This window comes from Allobosea sp. GW822-FHT03F07, assembly GCF_058801345.1.
The window spans coordinates 1-18,747 of sequence record NZ_JBXAND010000010.1 but is presented as its reverse complement, the minus strand read 5'-3'; the positions used below and the strand labels follow the sequence as shown (position 1 = coordinate 18,747).

At 62.9% G+C, this 18,747-nt stretch carries 20 protein-coding genes and 1 pseudogene; 15 read left to right on the top strand and 6 right to left on the bottom strand.

Going from position 1 to position 18,747, the window contains the following annotated elements; translation table 11 throughout:
• Positions 1-41 precede the first annotated feature (41 nt).
• Together AC1RMY_RS22215 and AC1RMY_RS22210 are read right to left on the bottom strand one after the other, a co-directional pair.
• Positions 42-259: pseudogene (locus AC1RMY_RS22215) on the bottom strand (hypothetical protein); the annotation flags it as partial.
• A 312-nt stretch (positions 260-571) separates the two neighbouring features.
• Positions 572-697 carry a hypothetical protein gene (locus AC1RMY_RS22210; RefSeq protein ID WP_492868244.1) on the bottom strand — a complete coding sequence of 42 codons (126 nt, stop codon included), beginning with the start codon at positions 695-697 and terminating at the stop codon, positions 572-574.
• Positions 698-862: 165 nt separating this feature from the next.
• On the opposite strand from AC1RMY_RS22210, the gene petA reads away from it, so the two are divergent.
• Positions 863-1,408 (top strand): ubiquinol-cytochrome c reductase iron-sulfur subunit, encoded by a 546-nt coding sequence (petA, locus tag AC1RMY_RS22205; RefSeq protein ID WP_492868243.1) that lies wholly within the window; start codon positions 863-865, stop codon positions 1,406-1,408.
• 166 nt (positions 1,409-1,574) lie between these two features.
• On the opposite strand, the gene AC1RMY_RS22200 is transcribed toward petA, so the two are convergent.
• The 3 genes from AC1RMY_RS22200 to AC1RMY_RS22190 all read right to left on the bottom strand — a co-directional run bounded on the left by AC1RMY_RS22200 (position 1,575) and on the right by AC1RMY_RS22190 (position 4,435).
• Entirely contained in the window at positions 1,575-2,633 is a 1,059-nt protein-coding gene (locus AC1RMY_RS22200) for a L,D-transpeptidase family protein (protein WP_492868241.1), read from the bottom strand.
• A 222-nt stretch (positions 2,634-2,855) separates the two neighbouring features.
• On the bottom strand, positions 2,856-3,287 hold the full coding sequence (locus tag AC1RMY_RS22195; protein ID WP_492868240.1) for a DUF411 domain-containing protein: 432 nt from the start codon (positions 3,285-3,287) through the stop codon (positions 2,856-2,858).
• Positions 3,288-3,313: 26 nt separating this feature from the next.
• Entirely contained in the window at positions 3,314-4,435 is a 1,122-nt protein-coding gene (locus tag AC1RMY_RS22190; protein WP_492868238.1) for an ATP-binding protein, read from the bottom strand.
• A gap of 57 nt (positions 4,436-4,492) precedes the next feature.
• Here AC1RMY_RS22190 and AC1RMY_RS22185 point away from each other — a divergent pair, with 57 nt between their 5' ends.
• Positions 4,493-4,798, top strand: coding sequence for a hypothetical protein (locus AC1RMY_RS22185; protein WP_492868237.1), 306 nt, complete (start codon positions 4,493-4,495; stop codon positions 4,796-4,798).
• Here the strand turns inward: AC1RMY_RS22185 and AC1RMY_RS22180 are convergent.
• Positions 4,750-5,511, bottom strand: a complete 762-nt coding sequence (locus tag AC1RMY_RS22180) for a response regulator (RefSeq protein ID WP_492868235.1) — start codon at positions 5,509-5,511, stop codon at positions 4,750-4,752. The genes AC1RMY_RS22185 and AC1RMY_RS22180 overlap by 49 nt on opposite strands.
• Before the next feature lie 176 nt (positions 5,512-5,687).
• Between AC1RMY_RS22180 and AC1RMY_RS22175 the strand changes: the two genes are divergently transcribed.
• From AC1RMY_RS22175 to AC1RMY_RS22115, 13 genes are all read left to right on the top strand, one after another.
• Positions 5,688-6,140, top strand: coding sequence for a hypothetical protein (locus AC1RMY_RS22175; protein ID WP_492868233.1), 453 nt, complete (start codon positions 5,688-5,690; stop codon positions 6,138-6,140).
• 252 nt (positions 6,141-6,392) lie between these two features.
• The gene (locus AC1RMY_RS22170) at positions 6,393-6,542 is read left to right on the top strand and encodes a hypothetical protein (protein ID WP_492868231.1); all 150 of its coding nucleotides are present in this window, start codon (positions 6,393-6,395) and stop codon (positions 6,540-6,542) included.
• A 110-nt stretch (positions 6,543-6,652) separates the two neighbouring features.
• Positions 6,653-8,089 (top strand): TolC family protein, encoded by a 1,437-nt coding sequence (locus AC1RMY_RS22165; RefSeq protein WP_492868229.1) that lies wholly within the window; start codon positions 6,653-6,655, stop codon positions 8,087-8,089.
• A gap of 16 nt (positions 8,090-8,105) precedes the next feature.
• Entirely contained in the window at positions 8,106-9,539 is a 1,434-nt protein-coding gene (locus tag AC1RMY_RS22160) for a multicopper oxidase family protein (protein WP_492868227.1), read from the top strand.
• Between the two features lie 42 nt (positions 9,540-9,581).
• A complete protein-coding gene (locus AC1RMY_RS22155; RefSeq protein WP_492868516.1) occupies positions 9,582-10,058 on the top strand; it encodes a cupredoxin domain-containing protein in 477 nt (158 codons plus the stop codon).
• 32 nt (positions 10,059-10,090) lie between these two features.
• On the top strand, positions 10,091-10,384 hold the full coding sequence (locus AC1RMY_RS22150) for a copper-binding protein (RefSeq protein ID WP_492868225.1): 294 nt from the start codon (positions 10,091-10,093) through the stop codon (positions 10,382-10,384).
• A 209-nt stretch (positions 10,385-10,593) separates the two neighbouring features.
• Complete coding sequence (locus AC1RMY_RS22145) at positions 10,594-10,839, top strand: hypothetical protein (RefSeq protein WP_492868223.1); 246 nt, start codon at positions 10,594-10,596, stop codon at positions 10,837-10,839.
• Between the two features lie 257 nt (positions 10,840-11,096).
• Positions 11,097-12,344 (top strand): multidrug ABC transporter ATPase, encoded by a 1,248-nt coding sequence (locus tag AC1RMY_RS22140; RefSeq protein WP_492868221.1) that lies wholly within the window; start codon positions 11,097-11,099, stop codon positions 12,342-12,344.
• 57 nt (positions 12,345-12,401) lie between these two features.
• On the top strand, positions 12,402-12,587 hold the full coding sequence (locus AC1RMY_RS22135; protein WP_492868219.1) for a cytochrome b: 186 nt from the start codon (positions 12,402-12,404) through the stop codon (positions 12,585-12,587).
• A 570-nt stretch (positions 12,588-13,157) separates the two neighbouring features.
• Positions 13,158-13,553, top strand: a complete 396-nt coding sequence (locus AC1RMY_RS22130) for a FixH family protein (protein ID WP_492868217.1) — start codon at positions 13,158-13,160, stop codon at positions 13,551-13,553.
• Positions 13,550-14,968, top strand: coding sequence for an efflux RND transporter periplasmic adaptor subunit (locus AC1RMY_RS22125; RefSeq protein WP_492868215.1), 1,419 nt, complete (start codon positions 13,550-13,552; stop codon positions 14,966-14,968). The genes AC1RMY_RS22130 and AC1RMY_RS22125 overlap by 4 nt, the downstream gene beginning before the upstream one ends.
• A complete protein-coding gene (locus AC1RMY_RS22120) occupies positions 14,965-18,156 on the top strand; it encodes an efflux RND transporter permease subunit (protein WP_492868213.1) in 3,192 nt (1,063 codons plus the stop codon). The genes AC1RMY_RS22125 and AC1RMY_RS22120 overlap by 4 nt, the downstream gene beginning before the upstream one ends.
• 167 nt (positions 18,157-18,323) lie before the next feature.
• Positions 18,324-18,747: DUF411 domain-containing protein (locus AC1RMY_RS22115; RefSeq protein ID WP_492868211.1), on the top strand; the 424-nt coding region annotated here is incomplete at its 3' end.

Below are 18,747 nucleotides of genomic sequence, written 5' to 3'. Positions count from 1 at the left end.
CAGGCTCCGATCGCGTTGACCATCACCAGCCGCGAAAGCCCTCAAGCGAACTCACGTTCCATCGCGGCCTCGTCGAGGCGGTGCAGCCGCGCGCCCGGCAGACACCTCGGACGATCACACACAGATGCTGGTGGTGGGCGAGGTAGATCACCTGGCCGGCCTGCGCCATCTTCTCGAACAGGCGGAACGCCTCCTCCGCGCGAAAATCATCAAAGGTCTCCATGATGTCGTCGGCAACGAAAGGCACCGCGCTGCGGGCCTGTGAAGCGGCACGCGCTTTGACCCCATCATCGGCATGCCGGTTGACCCCACGGCGCACGAGATTACTGAAATCTTCTCAGTGCCTTGCAACTAATTTTGAGGGGTCCCGATTGGATGCTTAACGGGGGTCAAACGGCGCGCCGATTCACAGCATGACGATCGGGGGCACGGTGTTGTGGAGACGATCATCTCATTGTTGTAAGTGAGGCGATGCCGTACCTCATCAGCCTGGCGCCGATGAAGCCGATCGCTATGCGACACGTTGCTCTTCGACCGTCCCCTTCATCAGCGCTCCAGCGGTCGCGGCATCTCAACCTTTTGCGTCATGCGGCGGCGGAAACGGCTCGGGGTTGGCGAAGCGCCGGACGATATTCGTGACGAGCCGGGCCGCGACATTGTCGTAGCCGTCGATCGGCAGCGCGCCGATGAAATTCATCGAGCCGACCGAGAAGACCGCGCCGCCCTCAACAGAGGCTATCGGAGAATCGTGTAACAATTAAGGACGACCATTGGCCGCTAGGCTCTGGTCAGTCTCAACGCTTCTTTGCGCGGGGCGCGCAAAGCGGTGCCCAAGTTGGCATGCAATCACTTTGGTGGTTTCATGACAGTCAATTCTTCTACAATACCAAGCGCCACGCCGACGCGACGGGATTTTATTGACCTGACAGCCGTAGCCTTCGGCGTGGTGGGGACGGCGTCGGTCGTTTGGCCGTTGGTCGCCAGCTTGCAGCCGAGCGCTGACACGATGGCGCTCGCGAGTGCGGAGTTCGACCTAGCGCCCATAGCGCCTGGTCAACGTATTACCGTGCAGTGGCGCGGGCGACCAGTCTTCATTGCCCGCAGGACGGCCGATCAGATTGCTAGTGACAAGGACGACGATCTGTCGGAGCTGCTCGATCCCGAGCCGGTCGCGGCACGGCTGCAGAATCCCACTTGGCTGGTTGTCGTCGGGGTCTGCACTCATCTCGGCTGCATTCCGCTCGGTCAGAGAACCGGGGACCCTCGCGGGGACTATGGCGGTTGGTTCTGTCCTTGCCATGGCTCGGTCTACGACGCCCTCGGCCGGGTACGCCGCAGACCGGCGCCGAAGAACCTCGTCGTTCCTCCCTACACTTTCCTCGCGTCAGACCGGATCCGGATCGGGTGATCGCTCAAAGCCCGGCTTAACGGCCGGGCTTCTTTGTTGCGCGTTTGGTGCGCATATCGTCGGGCAGCGGCTTGTGCTTCACGATCTTGCCGAGAGAATGATCTTCCTTCGATCGGAGGGGCATGAGCCATCTGGGACCTCAAGCGCTAGTCGCTGGGCGGTCTGCTCATCGCCTGGCCAGCGAACCGGTCGTGTCCGTTCGCCCCAGCGCTTCGTCATCATCGAACGAGTCGACCAGCGCGGCGTCGGGGCGGCTGATCTCGACTTTGCCCGCAACCATCGACTGCATCCGCTCCGGACCGAGATCTTTCAGCATCCTCCGAAAGCTCTTATGCATGCCGCCGTCAAGATGGGCGTAGCTCATCGTGGGCGAGCCCGACCCGACCAGGGCGGCGAAGCGCGCCTGGTCCCGGTCCTGCCGCTGCGACACCAGCGGCTGCACCTCGGGATCAGTCTCGTAGACCGGGCAAGGTTCTCCGGGCGTCATCGAGGCCGAGCCGTCCTTGGCGTTGAACACGTAGCGCCTGCCGCATGCGGCGAGCTTCGGCGGCTGCTTCGTCGCCTCGAAATGGTCCGAGCCCTCCTTCAGGTTCTCCCAAAAGGCGAAATGCGCGTTGTTGCGGTGACGCGCCATGTTCTCGGGCGTCATCCGGAACGGCAACGCCTGCACCTGAAAGCTGCGCTGCCCGCCAGCAAATGCCTCGCGCGCCAGGCCGTAGATCTCGGTGACACCCTCGTCGGTCATGGCGTAGCATCCGGCGGAGGTGCAGGCGCCATGGACCATCAGCGCCGAGCCCGAATAGCCCTGGGACCGCTCCAGCGGATTGGGATAACCGAGGTTGAATGACAGGTAGAACTGCGAGCGCGGATTCATCAGGTCGGCCGTGACCGTGTAGAACCCTTCCGGGGCCTGCCGGTCGCCCTCGCGCTTCTTTGGCCCGAGTTGGCCCGACCAGCGGCACATCGGATAGGTCTTGAACAGGGCGTATTGGCCGCTGCGATCGCGCTTCCAGACTTCGAGCTCACTCTCCTTCTTGAAGATGCGCACCAGGATCGGGTCGCTCTGGCTCATGCCTTTCTGGGTCATCTCCGCGACGAGGCGCGCCGGCAAGGGCTGAAGATGACGGGTGTCGCCATCGCCTGTCACGCAGCCGGACAACACGAGGGAGCTGAACACCATTGCGAAAGCGAGACGCAGGATCGAGAAGGGAGAGCGGGTGGTCATCGGGAAAATTTGCGCGATCAGGACTCATAAGACGTGAAGAAGTTCGGTTAATGCTTCAACAACCTCAAGCCACCTTGGTTAAAGGCGGAAATCGCGCCATCACGCTGCCGTGGTCGCTTTTTCAGGCGCGACCGGTTTATCGCCGCCAGCGCCCAAGTCGGCTCGATGATACCGAACGGCCAGGCTCCGCGGGAAGGATAAGCTGCGCCTAACGCGCAGGCCTCAGTGCCTCGCGTAGGCAATGGTCTTGCCGTCCACACCCACAAGAAGCGTCTCGAATTTCTCCGGGGCCACGCCAGGAACGTCCATCCCCGGTGAACCGACGGGCATATCGGGAACGGCCAGGCCGATCGCGGCTGGCTTCTCGTTGAGCAGCCGGCGGATATCGGAAGCCGGCACGTGTCCCTCGATGAAGTAGCCGTCGATGATCGCGGTGTGGCAGGACTCGACCTTTTCCGGCACGCCGATGGCGCGCTTGCTGGCCGCCATGTCCCTGCTTTCGATCACGCGCGGCGAGAAGCCGGCCTGTTCGAGGTGCTTGACCCAGGCCTTGCAGCAGCCGCAGCTCGGGCTGAGATGAACCTGGATACTCTGCGCTGCGGCGGGAGCAGCCCACAGGGCGAGAACGAGGGCAGTGAAGGGCAACGTCTTCATCGTGGTCTCCGGTTCGGGCAATCGCTTCAGGAGCGCGCCGCGATGGTGGATGTGGCAGCGGGAGGGTGATGATCTCCCATCGCATCAGCGATTGGTCGCGTGGTAGGAGCCAGCTTCGGCAGGGTGATCGTCACCCGCAACCCGCCTTCGGGCCGGTTCGCCAGCACGATCTCGCCACCATGAGAACGGATCACGGCGCGGGCGATCGTCAGGCCCAGCCCCGAGCCGCCGGTCTCGCGACCGCGCGATTCCTCCAGCCGTACGAAGGGCTGGAAGACCCGCTCCATATCAGCATCGGGAATGCCCGGGCCGTCGTCATCGACTACGACCAACAGGTTGTTCGGCGTCTCGCTAATCTCGACCCTGGTCCGATCAGCGTATTTCACGGCATTGCCGATGATGTTCCAGAAGGCGCGCTTCAGGGCGAGTAGCCGGCCCAGTGCGCGGCCGTGACCGAGTCCGCTCAGCGTGATGCGTTTACCCTGGTCGGCTTGTTCGTCGACGATGGTCTCGACGATCGAGGCAATATCGATAGGACGGGTCGCTTCGCTCGATACGCCGCCGCGTAGGAATTCCAGCGTCGAGTCGATCATCCCTTCCATCTCGGACAGGTCGGCGTCGATGAGATCGCGGGTCGCCTCATCTTCCAGCAGCTCCGAACGTAGGCGCAGGCGCGTGATCGGAGTGCGCAGATCGTGGGAGACAGCTGCCAGTGCCTGCATGCGCTCGGCAACGAGGCGCTGGATGCGTTCACGCATCGTGTTGAAGGCGCGTGCGGCGCGTCGGACCTCGGTCGGACCGCTCTCGTCGAGCTGTTGAGGGATCTGGTCCAGGCTGAAGCGTTCGGCCGCCACGGCGAGATCGCGCAGCGGTCGCGTTGCCCAACGCAGCAGCAAGACAGCCACAACGACGATAGCGACGCCGAAGCAGATGGTGACCGCGAGCACGCTCCAGTCGGCATGCTGTGCCGCGCCCAACGTCGATGACGAGAAATTGACCCAGGAACCATCCTCAAGCCGGACCGAGACCAGCATCATGTGACGATAAGCATCGGCATCGCCGGAACCGAGCGCGCCATCGTCGGCGAAACCGACGCGGAAGGATTCCGAGGCGAGATCAGGCACCAATTCTTTGAGCCTGGCCTCCATGGTCTGCGTCCGTTCCGTCATCGGAGCGGAACCGAGGACGAGGCTGACTTTGCTCCAATGCACCTCAAGGCTGGCGCTCGACAGATCGTGCGCGGCGCGGTCGCGTTCCGGTTCCTGCGGGATACTGGCGATGGCGCGCTTGATCGAGACGATGCGCTCGGCAAGACCGCGATCGCGCTGGGCCGTCGCCAGGCTTTCGACGCCGACGCGATAAGCCCAATAGCCAACGAGGTGGAAGGCCAAAAGGGCCGCGACGAGGATCAGGATCGCGCGGCTCGCGACCGTGTCGGGCAGGGGGCGTTTCAGGATGCGTTTCACGCCGGCTGCCCTTGCCTTATCCTGACATTGGGCGTGAAGAGGTAGCCCACGCCCCGGACGGTCTTGATCAGGGGGCTCCCGCTCTCATCCTGTTCGAGTTTTCGACGCAAGCGACTGATTTGCACGTCGATGGTCCGGTCGAACTGGTCGCCAGCCCGGGTCTTGGCCAATTGCATCAAGGCTTCGCGAGACAAGACTCGGTTGGCGTGTTCGACGAAGGCGACGAGCAAGTCGAACTCGCCGGTCGAAAGGTCGACCAGAACGCCAGAAGGAGAGACAAGCTCACGCCGACGTAGGTCCAGAGTCCAGTTATCAAAAGTAACGATCTCGGTTACGGTGATTTGATTATCATCCCTCGTCGCGCGTGATCTACGTAATACAGCGCGGATTCGCGCCAGTAACTCACGAGGGCTAAACGGCTTTGAAATGTAATCATCGGCTCCGACCTCAAGGCCGCTGATCCGATCATCTTCATCGCTTCGTGCTGTCAACATAACGATTGGAATTTTCGATGTCCGCCGAACGTGGCGACAGAGCTCGATACCCGAGCTCCCAGGAAGCATATAATCCAAGATAATCAGATCGATCTGGGATCGGGCGAGAATATCGAGCATCACGCGCCCATCCGGGACGGCTGTCACCTGATACCGATATCTTTGGAGAAACCTTGCAACGAGCAAGCGCAACTGCGGATCATCATCGACGAGAAGGATGTGACCGTGATCCTCGGGCGTCGGCATACTGTCCCGATTTTCCATGGCTATCGATCCTTACCCGTTCCGAGCGCCAACCGCTTACCTGACGGGTACTTTATAGGTAAGGCGCGTCTCTCAGCAGACCCTGTTTTGATACAATTTGTAACGGACGCGATGCTCCGCCGGCTGCTAGAAAATTCAGCGTCGTTTTGCGTGATGTCCTTGATCTGACGTAGGCCATGAGCCGGTTTTCAGGTTCTCTGGCGCCGAAAATCTTGATGAATGGCAAAGAGATCCAGTCGATTATGAAACGCCGAGCTCGAATCGGTCGGATAGGCACAGGCGTTTTTTTGACGCTATTTGGGTGCGTCGCATTCAATTCAATTTCTACCGCGCAGACAGTCGCGATTGTCGGAACCGGAACATCAACTTGCCGGCAATTCTCCGAAGCTGTTTCTGTCAATCCGATCGAGGAGCGCGAGTATTTCGCTTGGGCGCAGGGGTTTATGAGCGGGATCCTGTTTACCGCGCCGATCGGCGTTGATGAACAACTGACGCTTCTTCCCATGCGCTTTCCGATTGTGGCGCAACTGGCATTCCTCCGCGCTTATTGCGAACGATTTCCGGAAGCCGCCTACAGCGACGGTGTCGAGGCCCTTTATCGGGAACTCGGTGGAACAGCGATCAAATGACGGATCCGCTTGGGGGCGGCGGCATCGCGGCGTGCTGAAATAATTTGTAACGCACAACCGATGACCCGACCGGTATTGTCGCGACTCAGAGCTGGCGAAAGTAGGATGGCGATGCCTTATCGGAGCAACCCAACGATCTCATGCGCAGCAGCAAACCGAGTCGGAGGCTTTCCGGCCAAGCGTCCGGGCGTTATTGTTGTCGCTAGCGCTGCGCTTTTGGGGCTGGCCCTTGGGGCCTGCTCGGTCGCTCCTGTGCCAGTACATCTGGCGCAGCCGGCCGATCCGAACGCCCGCGTTCCGGCGCTATCCTATCAGAGTGTCAGCGCCGGCCTGACTTCGATGCGCCCGGCTGAGCCCAAGGACTGGCGCGATCTCAATCGCCGCGTCGGTCCGCAGCCGTGACGTCAATGCTTCAATCAGACCAACCAGCCCAGGCGCGTGACAGCCAACGCCGTCGAATGACTGACAAGGGGGACGCTTTGCCTATGCCTGTAATGATTGGCGCCAGCCGCATGTCCCGTCTGGCGCTTCTTGCCGGCGTCACGGCTCTGCTCGGCGGTTGTGCCACCTTCTCCGCCGATGGCGGCGTCGGCCCGGCACAGACCATCGCCTACACCGAACTCAACAAGGATGTGGTCAAGATCGGAGACGAGGCTGTGGCCGGCAGCGCCAAGGCGCGGGTCGACCAGCTCCTGAAGAAGCCGCTGACGGCGGATTCCGCTGTGCAGATCGCGCTGCTCAGCAACCGCGGCCTGCAGGCCGCCTTCAACGAACTCGGCATCGCCGAGGCGCAAATGGTCGCCGCAAGCCTGCCGCCCAATCCCCGCTTTGGCATCTCCAAGCTTTCGGGACGGTTTGAGCTGGAGATCGAGCGTCAGGTCGCGGGCAGCCTCTTCGCGCTTGCCACCTTGCCGGCCCGCGCCGCAATCGCCCGCGAAAAATTCCAGACGGCGCAGCTGCGCACGGCGGAAGCTGTGCTGAGGCTCGCAGCCGATACGCGCCGGCAATATTACCGGGCCGTCGCCGCCAATGCGCAGGCGGGTTTCTTCGAGCAGGCCAAGAGCTCGACTGACGCCGCCTCCGAGCTGTTCAAGCGTCTCGGCGAGTCCGGCGGCATCAACAAGCTCGACCAGGCCCGCGAGTTCGCCTTCGACGCCGAGCTCGGCGCCCAGCTCGCCCAGGCCCGGCTGCAGCAGCGCCAGGAGCGGGAACGCCTCGTGCGGCTGCTCGGCCTCTGGGGCAACGATCTGAAGTTTCAGATTCCTAACACTCTCACGCCGCTGCCTCGCATCCAAACCGCCAAGTCCATTGAATCGGAGGCACTGCGCAAGCGGATCGATCTCCAGGTCGCCCGGGGCGATCTCGACGCGCTGGCAAAGTCGCTTGGCCTCACCCAGGCAACGCGCTTCGTCAACGACATCGATCTGCTCGGCCGGCGGACCTATGACCGCGGACGCCGCGTTCTGCCGGATGGCGACGTCGAGCGCGAGACGAGCAGGAGTCGCACGCTCGAACTCGAAATCGAGATCCCGATCTTTGATTTCGGACAGTCACGCGTCGCCCAGGCCGAGCAGACCTATATGCAGGCCGCCAACAGGCTCGCCGAAAAGGCGGTCAATATCCGCTCGGAAGCGCGCGAGGCCTATACCAGCTATCGCGCCACCTACGACATCGCCCGGCAGTACCAGAACAACGTCCTGCCGCTGCGCAAGATCATCCAGGACGAGTCGCAGCTGCACTATAGCGGCATGCTGATCGACGTGACGCAGCTCCTTGTCGATGCGCGCGGCCGCATTCTCTCCAATGTTGCGGCGATTAATGCCCGGCGCGACTTCTGGATCGCCCATACCGACTTGAAGCATGTGGTGATCGGCGGCGGCAGCGCTGGCGGCGGTGGGGCCGCAGTCGCGGCTGCCGCGGGCGGCGATGGCGGCGGCGCAGGTCACTAGAGCAAGGAACGGCACCATGACCATGTCACGCAGAGGCTTCATCGGTTCGTCCGGCCTCGTCCTTGCCGGTGCAAGCGCCGTCTCCGGCCGCACGGCCTTCGCTTCGGTGCCCGAGGCACCGACCATGACGGAAGCCTCGACGCAGGCGCCGCTCGTCCCCACCACCGGCCCGGACTACCAGCCGGTGGCGACGCTGAACGGCTGGACCCTGCCATGGCGCATGAACGGCGACTGGAAGGAGTTCCATCTCGTCGCCGAGCCGGTCGAGCGCGAGCTGGCGCCGGGTATGAAGGCGTTCCTGTGGGGCTATAACGGCCAGTCGCCGGGCCCAACGATCGAGGCGGTCGAGGGCGACAAGGTCCGCATCTTCGTCAGCAACAAGCTGCCCGAAAACACGACGATCCACTGGCATGGCCAGCGCTTGCCCAACGGCATGGACGGTGTTGGCGGGTTGACGCAGCCGCATATCCCGCCGGGCAAGACCTTCGTCTACGAGTTCCAGCTCAGGCGCTCCGGCACCTATATGTACCATCCCCATTCCGACGAGATGGTGCAGATGGCGATGGGCATGATGGGCTTCTTCGTCGTCCATCCCAAGGATCCGGCCTTCCGCCGCGTCGACCGCGACTTCGTCTTCCTGCTCAACGCCTTCGACATCGAGGCCGGCTCCTATGTGCCGAAGGTCAACACCATGCTCGATTTCAACCTGTGGTGCTGGAACAGCCGGGTCTTTCCGGGCATCGACCCGTTCGTGGTGGGTAAGAACGACAAGGTCCGCATCCGCTTCGGCAACCTGACCATGACCAACCACCCGATCCACATGCATGGCTACGAGTTCAAAGTTTCCTGCACTGACGGCGGCTGGGTCGATCCGGCTGCGGCCTGGGACGAGGTTTCGATTGACTGCGCCGTCGGCCAGATGCGGGCCTTCGATTTCGTCGCCGATGAGCCAGGCGACTGGGCGATCCACTGCCACAAATCGCATCACACCATGAACGCCATGGGCCATTCGGTGAAGACCTATATCGGCGTCGGCAAGAAGGACCTGGCCAAGCGCATCGCCAAGATAGCACCCGGCTACATGCCGATGGGTTCGAACGGCATGGGTGAGATGGGGTCCATGGAGATGCCGCTGCCGAACAACACCTTGCCGATGATGACGGGCTTCGCCCAGTTCGGTCCTGTCGAGATGGGCGGCATGTTCTCGGTCGTGAAGGTGCGCGAGGGGCTCGCCAAGACCGACTACAAGGATCCGGGTCCCTACAAGAATCCCGAAGGAACGGTGGCATTCGAGTACAAGGGCGAAAAGCTCACCGAGGCCCCGCGCGCAAAGGGGCCTGACAGCGGCGTCCAGTCTGTCGATTGGCGCGTCAAGGATCCGCGCAAACCTAGGCTCGGGCCGGACGGAAAACCACTGCCCGGCGCCAAGAGCCCGCATTCCAATCACTGAACTCCGATCAATCCATTCTGGAGAAGACGCATGACGACGAAGATGTCGAGACTGAAATTTGCAACCCTGGCAGTCCTGCTTTCGGCCGGCGCCGCCCTGGCTGGCCCCGGCGGGGCTGGCCATGGTCATGGCGATGAGACCGCTTATGGCAAGCCGGGCGATGCCAAGAAGCCCGCCCGCATCGTGCAGGTCTCGATGGCTGAGCGCGACGGCAAGATGCAGTTCATTCCGGACCGGATCGAGGTCCGTCGCGGCGAGCAGGTGAAATTCCAGCTCCGCAATAATGGCGAGCTCGACCACGAACTCGTTTTGGCAACCCTCGAGGAGAACCTCAAGCACGCCGTCGAGATGCAGAAGAACCCCGACATGGAGCATGACGACCCGAACGCCAAGCGCCTCGCTCCGAAGAAGGCCGGCGAGATCGTCTGGCAGTTCACCAAAGCCGGTGAGTTCGACTTCTCCTGCCTGATCCCCGGTCACCGCGAGGCGGGCATGACCGGCAAGATCATCGTCAAGTGACGATGGCAACATCCCAACCACTGATGGAGACGATGATGCGTAAACTCCTCGCGATTGCGATTATTGGCGGCGGCCTCACCACCGCCGCTCTGGCTCAGGACGCGCCATTGGTGAACGCGACGGTCAAGAAGGTCGATACCGCCCAGGGCAAGGTCACCCTCGACCATGGCCCGATCAAGAACCTCGACATGGAAGGCATGACGATGGTGTTCAAGGCCGCCGATCCGGCCATGCTGAAGGATCTCAAGGCCGGCGAGAAGGTCAAGTTCACCGCCGACCGCGTCAACGGCCAAATCACCGTGACCAAGCTGCAAAAGGCCAAGTGATCCCAATGTGCGGCAGGACGTAAAGCCGTCCTGCCGCACAAATCGCCGTTCGCTGCAACCCGGATGATATAGCCAATCCGCCGTCTTCTTCGACGCCCGACGGTTGCTTCAGCGGGCGCCGTGTTGGTCGGGAAGCATAGTTTTTGCGGGCCCATTGGAGGCCTCGCACCCAAACATGCAAACAATAAGATTAGATTGAAAGGCGAGCCATGCGATTGGTCTTGCTGATGCTTCCTTTGGCGCTTTTTGCGCTTCAGGTGCGAGCGGACGATGGTGATCTGCAACGCGCGCTTATTGAAGCGTCGTGCCCCAGCGCCAAGGTCACGCGCCTCGAACCTATCGGACAGAGCGAGGTCTACGAGGCGAACTGCTTCGCCAGGCGCTTCAAGATCGTCTGCACGAATGGGCGCTACTCGGCAGATGATCCGTCTCGTAGCAAAGATGATCCGGAATGAAGCCGCGGGTGTAAAGCACGCCATCAATGGCAAAGGTCGCCGAATGATCAGGATCACCACAAAGTCGTCACGAATGATCGCGCTTGATAGGGTGGACGATCTGTATCGCACACTGCGCGCGCCCCCGAGCTAGTACGCTAATAATTCCAAGGCGAAAGCAGGCCGCGCCGACGCTGGTTCCATTCCGGCACTAAATGTTGAGTCCAAAAGACGTGAATTCTACAATTCAGTTTATCCATGACCTGGGCCACCGGATCATGGGGCTTGATTATCCGCATGGTCATTGGCTGATCAATGTTGCGGCGGCGCTGTTGTTTCTTGTCGCGCCGGGATGGACGCTGTGGATTGCCGCCCGATTTTTTCTTCGGCGTTTCTATGCAGAACGCCATCGCCGCGCGCGTTTGCGAGCAGCAACTGCGCGCGCCGCCGATCGTCCAAGCGTCGGCGATCGTGCCCGATCGCTTGAAGCATACATCATCCGCGCCACGGCGAAGCCACAAGCGAAGCTCGTGATCATTTCGATCATGACCCTTCCAACGGCATGGCTTCTGCTTGAGATACCCAAGCACATTATCAATCACGCTCTCGCCGATGCCAGCGATAGCGGCCACGTGGACATGACGTTCTTGGGCGTCTCGCTCGATCGCATGGCGCTTCTGTTCGCGCTGTGCGCTGGTTATTTGGGAGCCCTGACACTAAACGGGATGGTCAAGTACGCAGCTACGCGTATCCGTGGCCGTGTGAGCGAACGCTTAGTCCGCAGGCTTCGGCTCGGCGTTTGGCGTCGGGCACGAGCAGGTATGACGGCTGAGCAGCGCGCGCACCTGTCTGCGGTTGTGGTCCAAGAGGTGGAGCCCATTGGGTATTTTGGTGGGAGTCTTGCGGTTGTTCCTGTCATTCAGGGCGGGGCTCTGCTAACTAGCATCCTGTTTCTGGTGATGCAGAATCCGGCCTTGGCGCTGGCAGCGTTGCTGATGCTGCCGCTGCAGCTGACTTTTTTGCCCGTTTTGCAGAAGCGGCTGAACGCGAAGGTTCGTGACCGGGTTCGTTCCACGCGCAGGCTCGGCGGACTTATGGTGTCGGACGGTTCCGATCCAAGCCCGCTGGGCGCGAAGATCTCAGGGAGCCCGACGGAGTTGTCGATTCTGCGCCGTCAGATGCGGACGACCGCAAGTCTCGAAACAATTCGGGTGGAAATCAACGATCTGAAAGGCAGGATCAAGGGTCTCTTCAATTACACCTCCAACCTGACACCGTTCTTTTTCTTTACCATCGGTGGTTATCTGGTGGTGAAGGGGCAGTTGTCGCTCGGTGCACTTGTTGCCGCTCTTGCCGCTTACCGGGAGATCGCGCCGGCTCTGCGAGAGCTGTTTGATTTCATGCAAAATTGGTCGGATTCGAAGGCTCGCTTCAGCGAGGTGACCAGAGCCATGGGCCAAAGCCCCGCTTTGCCCGCACCTATTCGCTCTCAGATGTCTCTTCATAGGGAGAGAATGGCGAGCTGAATTCTGTTTTTCGGATGGTGGCCGACAGGGACGAATGTAGGGAGGGACGACGAGGCTTTGGGGCGCTGGCCTACGGCACACGGGCACCGTTGCGATGTTCTTAGCTTCCGCGCCGCGCCCGCGCATCGATTGCTCAGTTGGACGCTGCTGGTGCTGGCGCTGATCCATGTCGCTGGGGCGCTGTGGCATCATCTCTATCGCCGCGACGACATCCTGCGCCGTATGCTGACTAGCCGAAGGTGAGATCACGAAGCAGCGATTTTGCTTGCTCCCGGTCAAACAGCCGCAGTTCTCGCCCTTTTTCGATATCCGACCGTATGTCAGAATAGGTGCTATGAAGTTTCGACTTCTCACGAATGTATTGGTCCTGGGGCTGTTTGTCGCGGCCACGATGTTGGCTGCCCTGGTGGCGCCGGCAAAGGCTGGCTACGTCCGGATGGACAGCGAGACGATGGCGGCAATGTCGCCTGAGATGCCGTGTTGCCCCAATCCGAAAGACAAACAGCCGGATTGCACGACGAATTGTCCGGCAGTGAGCTTCTGCTTGGCCAAGTGCTTTGCGAGCGAGTCAACAGTTTTTGCCATGGTTGTTCAACCTGTTGTCGTGACACTCGGGCTTGCGCATAATGAAGCGTTGCGCATCTCGCGACCGGGCGAACCTCCAGCTCGACCTCCGCGAACCTGAGACATCGCCGGCGCCAGGGCGTCGGCTTCGGCCGCACGGAAGCTCCGGGCGGTCGGTGAGCCGTGGCTGACGCCACGTTGAAGCTGCGCGCGCGTGAGCGGCAGCCTGACTTTCTCAGGATTTCCACGATGATCACCCACTTTTTGCGCGCGCTCATCGCCGCGCTTCCGCTCGCCGCCGGCGCGCTGCCGGCTCTGGCGGACATCAAGGATTACGAATTCCAACTCACCCAGAGCGAATTCAAGCAGGCCAATGGTATCGTCATCACCGTCAAGCTGATGGACAGGCGGTCCGGCAAGCCGGTTCCGGACGCCGTGATCTTCGCCCAGCGCATCGACATGGAGCCGGACGGCATGGGGACAATGACGTCGCCCATCGAGGCGATGCCTTCGAGCGAGCCCGGCACCTATCGCTTCAGGACCAACCTGACCATGGCTGGGGGCTGGCGCCTCTCGCTCGGCGCCAAGATCCAGGGTGAGACTGGCACGCTCGAAAACAAGCTGATCCTCAAGGCCGTGCCATGAAACGCATCGCCCTCACGGGCCTGGCTCTCGCCGCCGCTCTGGCGGCGGGAGGTGCAGGCTATTGGGCCGGACATCGCGGTCTTGCGGTGGCTGGCCTGCGCGCGTGGCTCGGCATCGAAGGCTCGTTCGCGGCGAACGAGCGCGCCGGGACCGGGCCGGTGATCTACTATCAGCACCCCGACCGGAGTCCGCTGTACTCCACTGAGCCGCGCCAGACCGATGACGGCAGGTCGTTCAGGGCCGTCCATGCCAGCGAGGACGTCAGCTTCGAGGAGAAGCCGGAGGGCGCAGAGCAGGCAGCAAAGCCCGACAAGGGCCGCATTCTCTACTACCGCAATCCCATGGGCCTCCCGGATACCTCGTCGGTGCCGAAGAAGGACTCGATGGGGATGGATTACATTCCCGTCCATGAAGGCGAAGGCGGCGAGGACGGGGGCGTCAAGCTCTCGCCGGGCCGCATCCAGCGCAGCGGCGTGCGCTCGGAGCCCGTCAGCCGCCTAGCCATCGCGCAGCCGATCCGCGTGCCCGGCACGGTGCAGCTGGACGAGCGGCGGGTTTCCGTGGTGGCGATCCGCGCGGACGCCTTCGTCCAGGAGGTCGCGCCGGTGACGACCGGCGACCGCGTTGCCAAGGGCACGCGGCTCGCGCGCATCTACTCGCCTGACATCAGCACGGCTGGCGCCCAGTTCATCACCGAGCTCAATGCCGCGGCTCGGGGGGTGCCGGAAGGCGGCGCAAGGCAACGCCTCGAGAACCTCGGTGTTCCCCCCGAGATCATTGCCGAGATCGAGCGCAGCCGGAAGGTGCCGCCGACGATCAACTGGTCGGCACCGCGCGACGGCATCGTGCTGGAGCGAAGTGTCAGCGACGGTATGAAGATGGCGGCCGGAACCACCCTGTTCCGGCTCGCCGACATTTCGACGATCTGGGTTCTGGCCGACGTGCCGGAGCGCGAGCTGCCCGCAATCCGCATCGGCGCGCCGGCGACGGTCCGGCTGCGCGGCCGCCCCGGCACTGCATTCGTAGGCCATGTCAGCCTGATCTATCCGCAGATCACCGAGGCGACGCGCACTGCCAAGGTCCGCGTTGAGCTCGCCAATCCGGACGGCATCCTGCTACCGAACATGTATGCCGATGTCGAAATCGACGCCGGCGGCGCAGGCTCTGAGCTCGCGGTTCCCGACAGCGCCGTGATCGATAGCGGCACGCGCCGCATCGTCATCCTCGATCGCGGCGAGGGCCGGTTCGAGCCACGCGAGGTCAAGCTCGGCCGGCGCGGCGACGGCATGGTCGCGATCACGGACGGCGTCTCCGAGGGCGATCGCGTCGTCGTCTCGGCGAATTTCCTGATCGATGCCGAGAGTAACCTCAAGGCGGCTTTGAGTGGGTTCGCCCCTGCGGAGGCCAAGCCATGATCGCCCGATTGATCGACTGGTCGGCGCGCAACCTGATCCTGGTTTTCGTCGCCACTGCCTTCGCCGTGGCCGCGGGAGTCTACGCGCTCAAGACCTTGCCGCTCGACGCCATACCCGACCTCTCCGACGTCCAGGTCATCGTCTACACCGAATATCCCGGCCAGGCGCCGCAGGTGATCGAGGACCAGGTCACCTATCCGCTGACGACCTCGATGCTGACTGTGCCGAAGGCGCGCGTCGTGCGCGGCTTCTCGTTCTTCGGCGTCTCCTTCGTCTATGTGATCTTCGAGGACGGCACCGATCCCTATTGGGCGCGCTCCCGCGTGCTCGAATATCTCAACGCCGCCGCGCGGCGCTTGCCGGCCGGCGTTTCGCCGACGCTCGGGCCGGACGCGACGGGCGTCGGCTGGGTCTACCAATACGCCGTCATAGCCAAGGAGATGACGCTGGCCGAGCTGCGCTCTTTGCAGGATTGGGTGGTGCGCTTCGCCGCCTCGCGCGCCGAGGGGGTGGCCGAGGTCGCGAGCGTCGGCGGCTTCGTCAAGCAATATGCGATCGTGGTCGATCCCGTCCGGCTGCGCGCCCAGGGCGTCTCGCTGGCTGCGCTGCGCGAGGCGGTCCGCAGCAGCAACATGGATGTCGGCGGGCGCACGGTCGAGCTCAGCGAGTTCGAGTTCATGGTGCGCGGCCGCGGCTACCTGAAATCGACAGCCGATATCGAGAACATCGTCCTGAAGAGCGAGCGCGGCGTGCCCCTTCGCCTCTCCGATGTGGCGCGGGTCGAGATCGGGCCGGACGAGCGGCGCGGCATCACCGAGCTCAATGGCGAAGGCGAGGTCGCGAGCGGCATCATCCTGCAGCGCTTCGGCGCCAATGCGCTCTCCGTGATCGAGCGCGCCAAGGCCCGCCTCGCCGAGATCGCACCCAGCCTGCCGGGCGGAGCCGAGATCGTGCCGGTCTATGACCGCTCCGGGCTGATCGAGCGGGCGATCGAGACGCTGAAGGGCACGCTGATCGAGGAGAGCATCATCGTCGCCCTGGTCTGCATCGTCTTCCTGCTGCATCTGCGCAGCGCCCTGGTGGCGATCATCATGCTGCCCGTCGGCATCCTGATGGCCTTCGCGGGAATGAAGGCGCTCGGCCTCGGCTCCAACATCATGAGCCTGGGCGGCATCGCCATCGCCGTCGGCGCCATGATCGACGCTGCCATCGTCATGATCGAGAACGCCCATAAACATCTTGAACGGGCGCCGCCGGACAAGCCGCGCATCGAGATTCTGATCGAGGCGGCAAGCGAGGTCGGGCCGGCGCTGTTCTTCAGCCTGCTCGTCATTACCGTCTCGTTCCTGCCGATCTTCACGCTGGAGGCCGAGGAGGGGCGGCTGTTCGGCCCGCTCGCCTACACCAAGACCTTCGCCATGGCGGCGTCGGCATTGCTCTCGGTGACGCTGGTGCCGGCTCTGATGGTCGTCTTCGTGCGCGGTCGGATCATTCCGGAGCACAAGAACCCGATAAACCGGGCGCTGATCGCGCTCTACCGTCCACTCATCCGCGGCGTGCTCAGGGCCAAGACCTTGACGATCCTGCTGGCGCTGGTGACGCTCGGCGTCAGCATCTGGCCAGCGCGACAGCTCGGCTCGGAATTCATGCCGTCGCTCGACGAAGGCACGCTGATGTATATGCCGACGACTCTGCCCGGACTCTCGGTGACCAAGGCGGCCGAACTGCTCCAGACCCAGAACCGGATCATCCGCTCCTTCCCGGAGGTCGCCTCGGTCTACGGCAAGGCCGGTCGAGCCCAGACCGCGACCGACCCGGCGCCGACCGAGATGTTCGAGACCATCATCAACCTGAAGCCCAAGGCGCAGTGGCGAGACGGCGTCACACTCGACAGCCTCAAGGCGGAGATGGACAAGGCGTTGCAGTTTCCCGGCGTCTCCAATGCCTGGACGCAGCCGATCCGCGCCCGCATCGACATGCTGGCGACGGGCATCCGCACGCCGATCGGCGTCAAGGTCTTCGGCACCGAGCTCGCGCAGATGGAGGCGATCTCGCGTCAGGTCGAGACCGCGCTGAAGACCGTGCCGGGCACCAGCAGTGCCTATGCCGAGCGCGTTATCGGCGGCTATTTCCTCGACATCATGCCGGACCGGATCGCGCTAGGCCGCTATGGGCTCTCCGTCGGCGATGTTCAGAACGCCGTCGTGATGGCGATGGGCGGCGAGACCGTGACGACGACGGTCGAGGGTCGCGAGCGCTACGGCGTCATCATCCGCTATCCCCGCGACCTGCGCTCCGATCCGCAGGCGATCACGCGCGAGGTTCAGGTCTCGACGCCGTCGGGAGCGAGCGTGCCGCTAGGCGAGGTCGCAAGCATCGAGCGCAAGCGCGGCGCGACCTCGATCCGGACCGAGAACGGCGAACTGGCGGTCTACATCTTCGTCGACACCGTCGGGCGCGACCTCGGCGGCTATGTCCGCGATGCGAAAGACGCGATCGCGCAGAGCGTCAAACTGCCGGCGGGCTATCGCATCGCCTGGAGCGGCCAGTTCGAGTATCTCGAACGGGCCGAGGCGCGCCTCAAGCTGGTCGTGCCGGTGACGCTCGCGATCATCTTCCTGCTGCTCTACCTGAACTTTCGCAGGCTGACCGAGACCTTTATCGTCATGCTGTCGTTGCCCTTCGCGCTGGTCGGCGGCATCTGGCTGCTGTGGTGGCTCGGCTTCAACCTGTCCGTGGCCGTCGCGGTCGGTTTCATCGCGCTCGCCGGTGTCGCGGCCGAGACCGGCGTGATCATGCTGATCTATCTCGACCACGCGCTGAAGGAGGTGCAGGCGCGCTGCACGACGGAAGCGCGACCGTTCACCCGAACCGATCTGCAGCAGGCGATTATGCTAGGCGCGGTTGAACGCGTTCGGCCCAAGATCATGACCGTGATCGCGATTATGGCCGGACTGCTGCCGATACTCTGGAACACCGGGACCGGGTCGGAGGTGATGCAGCGCATCGCCGTGCCGATGATCGGCGGCATGGTCTCCTCAACCGTGCTGACGCTCATGGTGATCCCGGCGATCTACGGCCTGGTCAAGGGCTGGGCGCTACCAATGGCGGCGGCGACGAACGAAGCTGCATCAGACCTCGCGCCGGCACACCTCTCCGTCGCTGTTGAGCAAGGGAGGAGCCAATGACGCACGACATGAGCGGCATGGGATGGGGGATGGGGGCCGCGGTTCTAGTCGGTATCGGCGTCCTAGTGCTGGCGATCGCCACACTCGTGAAATACGTCTTCTTCCGATGAGGACGCCACGCGCTCGCTTCATCGGAGGGAGACACAACCAAGGCAAAGGACACCATCATGGCAATTGATATCCATCCCTCCCGTCGCACGCTGATGATTGGTGCCGCGCAGTCGGTGGCGGCATTCACACTCTGGCGCCCGTCAATGGCCGCCGAGGCCCTCCCAAAGATGACCGTGACCCGCGATCCGAGCTGCGGTTGTTGCGGCAATTGGGTCGCGCACGTGAAGGCCGCCGGGTTTTCAGTCGAAGTGACCGAAATTGCAGACGTCGCACCTCTCAAGGTCCGGCTCGGCGTGCCCGATGCCTTGGTGTCGTGCCACACGGCCGAGATTGGCGGCTATGTCGTGGAAGGCCATGTTCCGGCCGAGGCGATCAAGCGATTGCTGGTCGAGCGCCCGCAGGTAACTGGAATCGCGGTCGCGGGCATGCCGGTTGGCTCACCTGGGATGGAGGTTCCGGGCCAGGCGCCGCAAACCTATG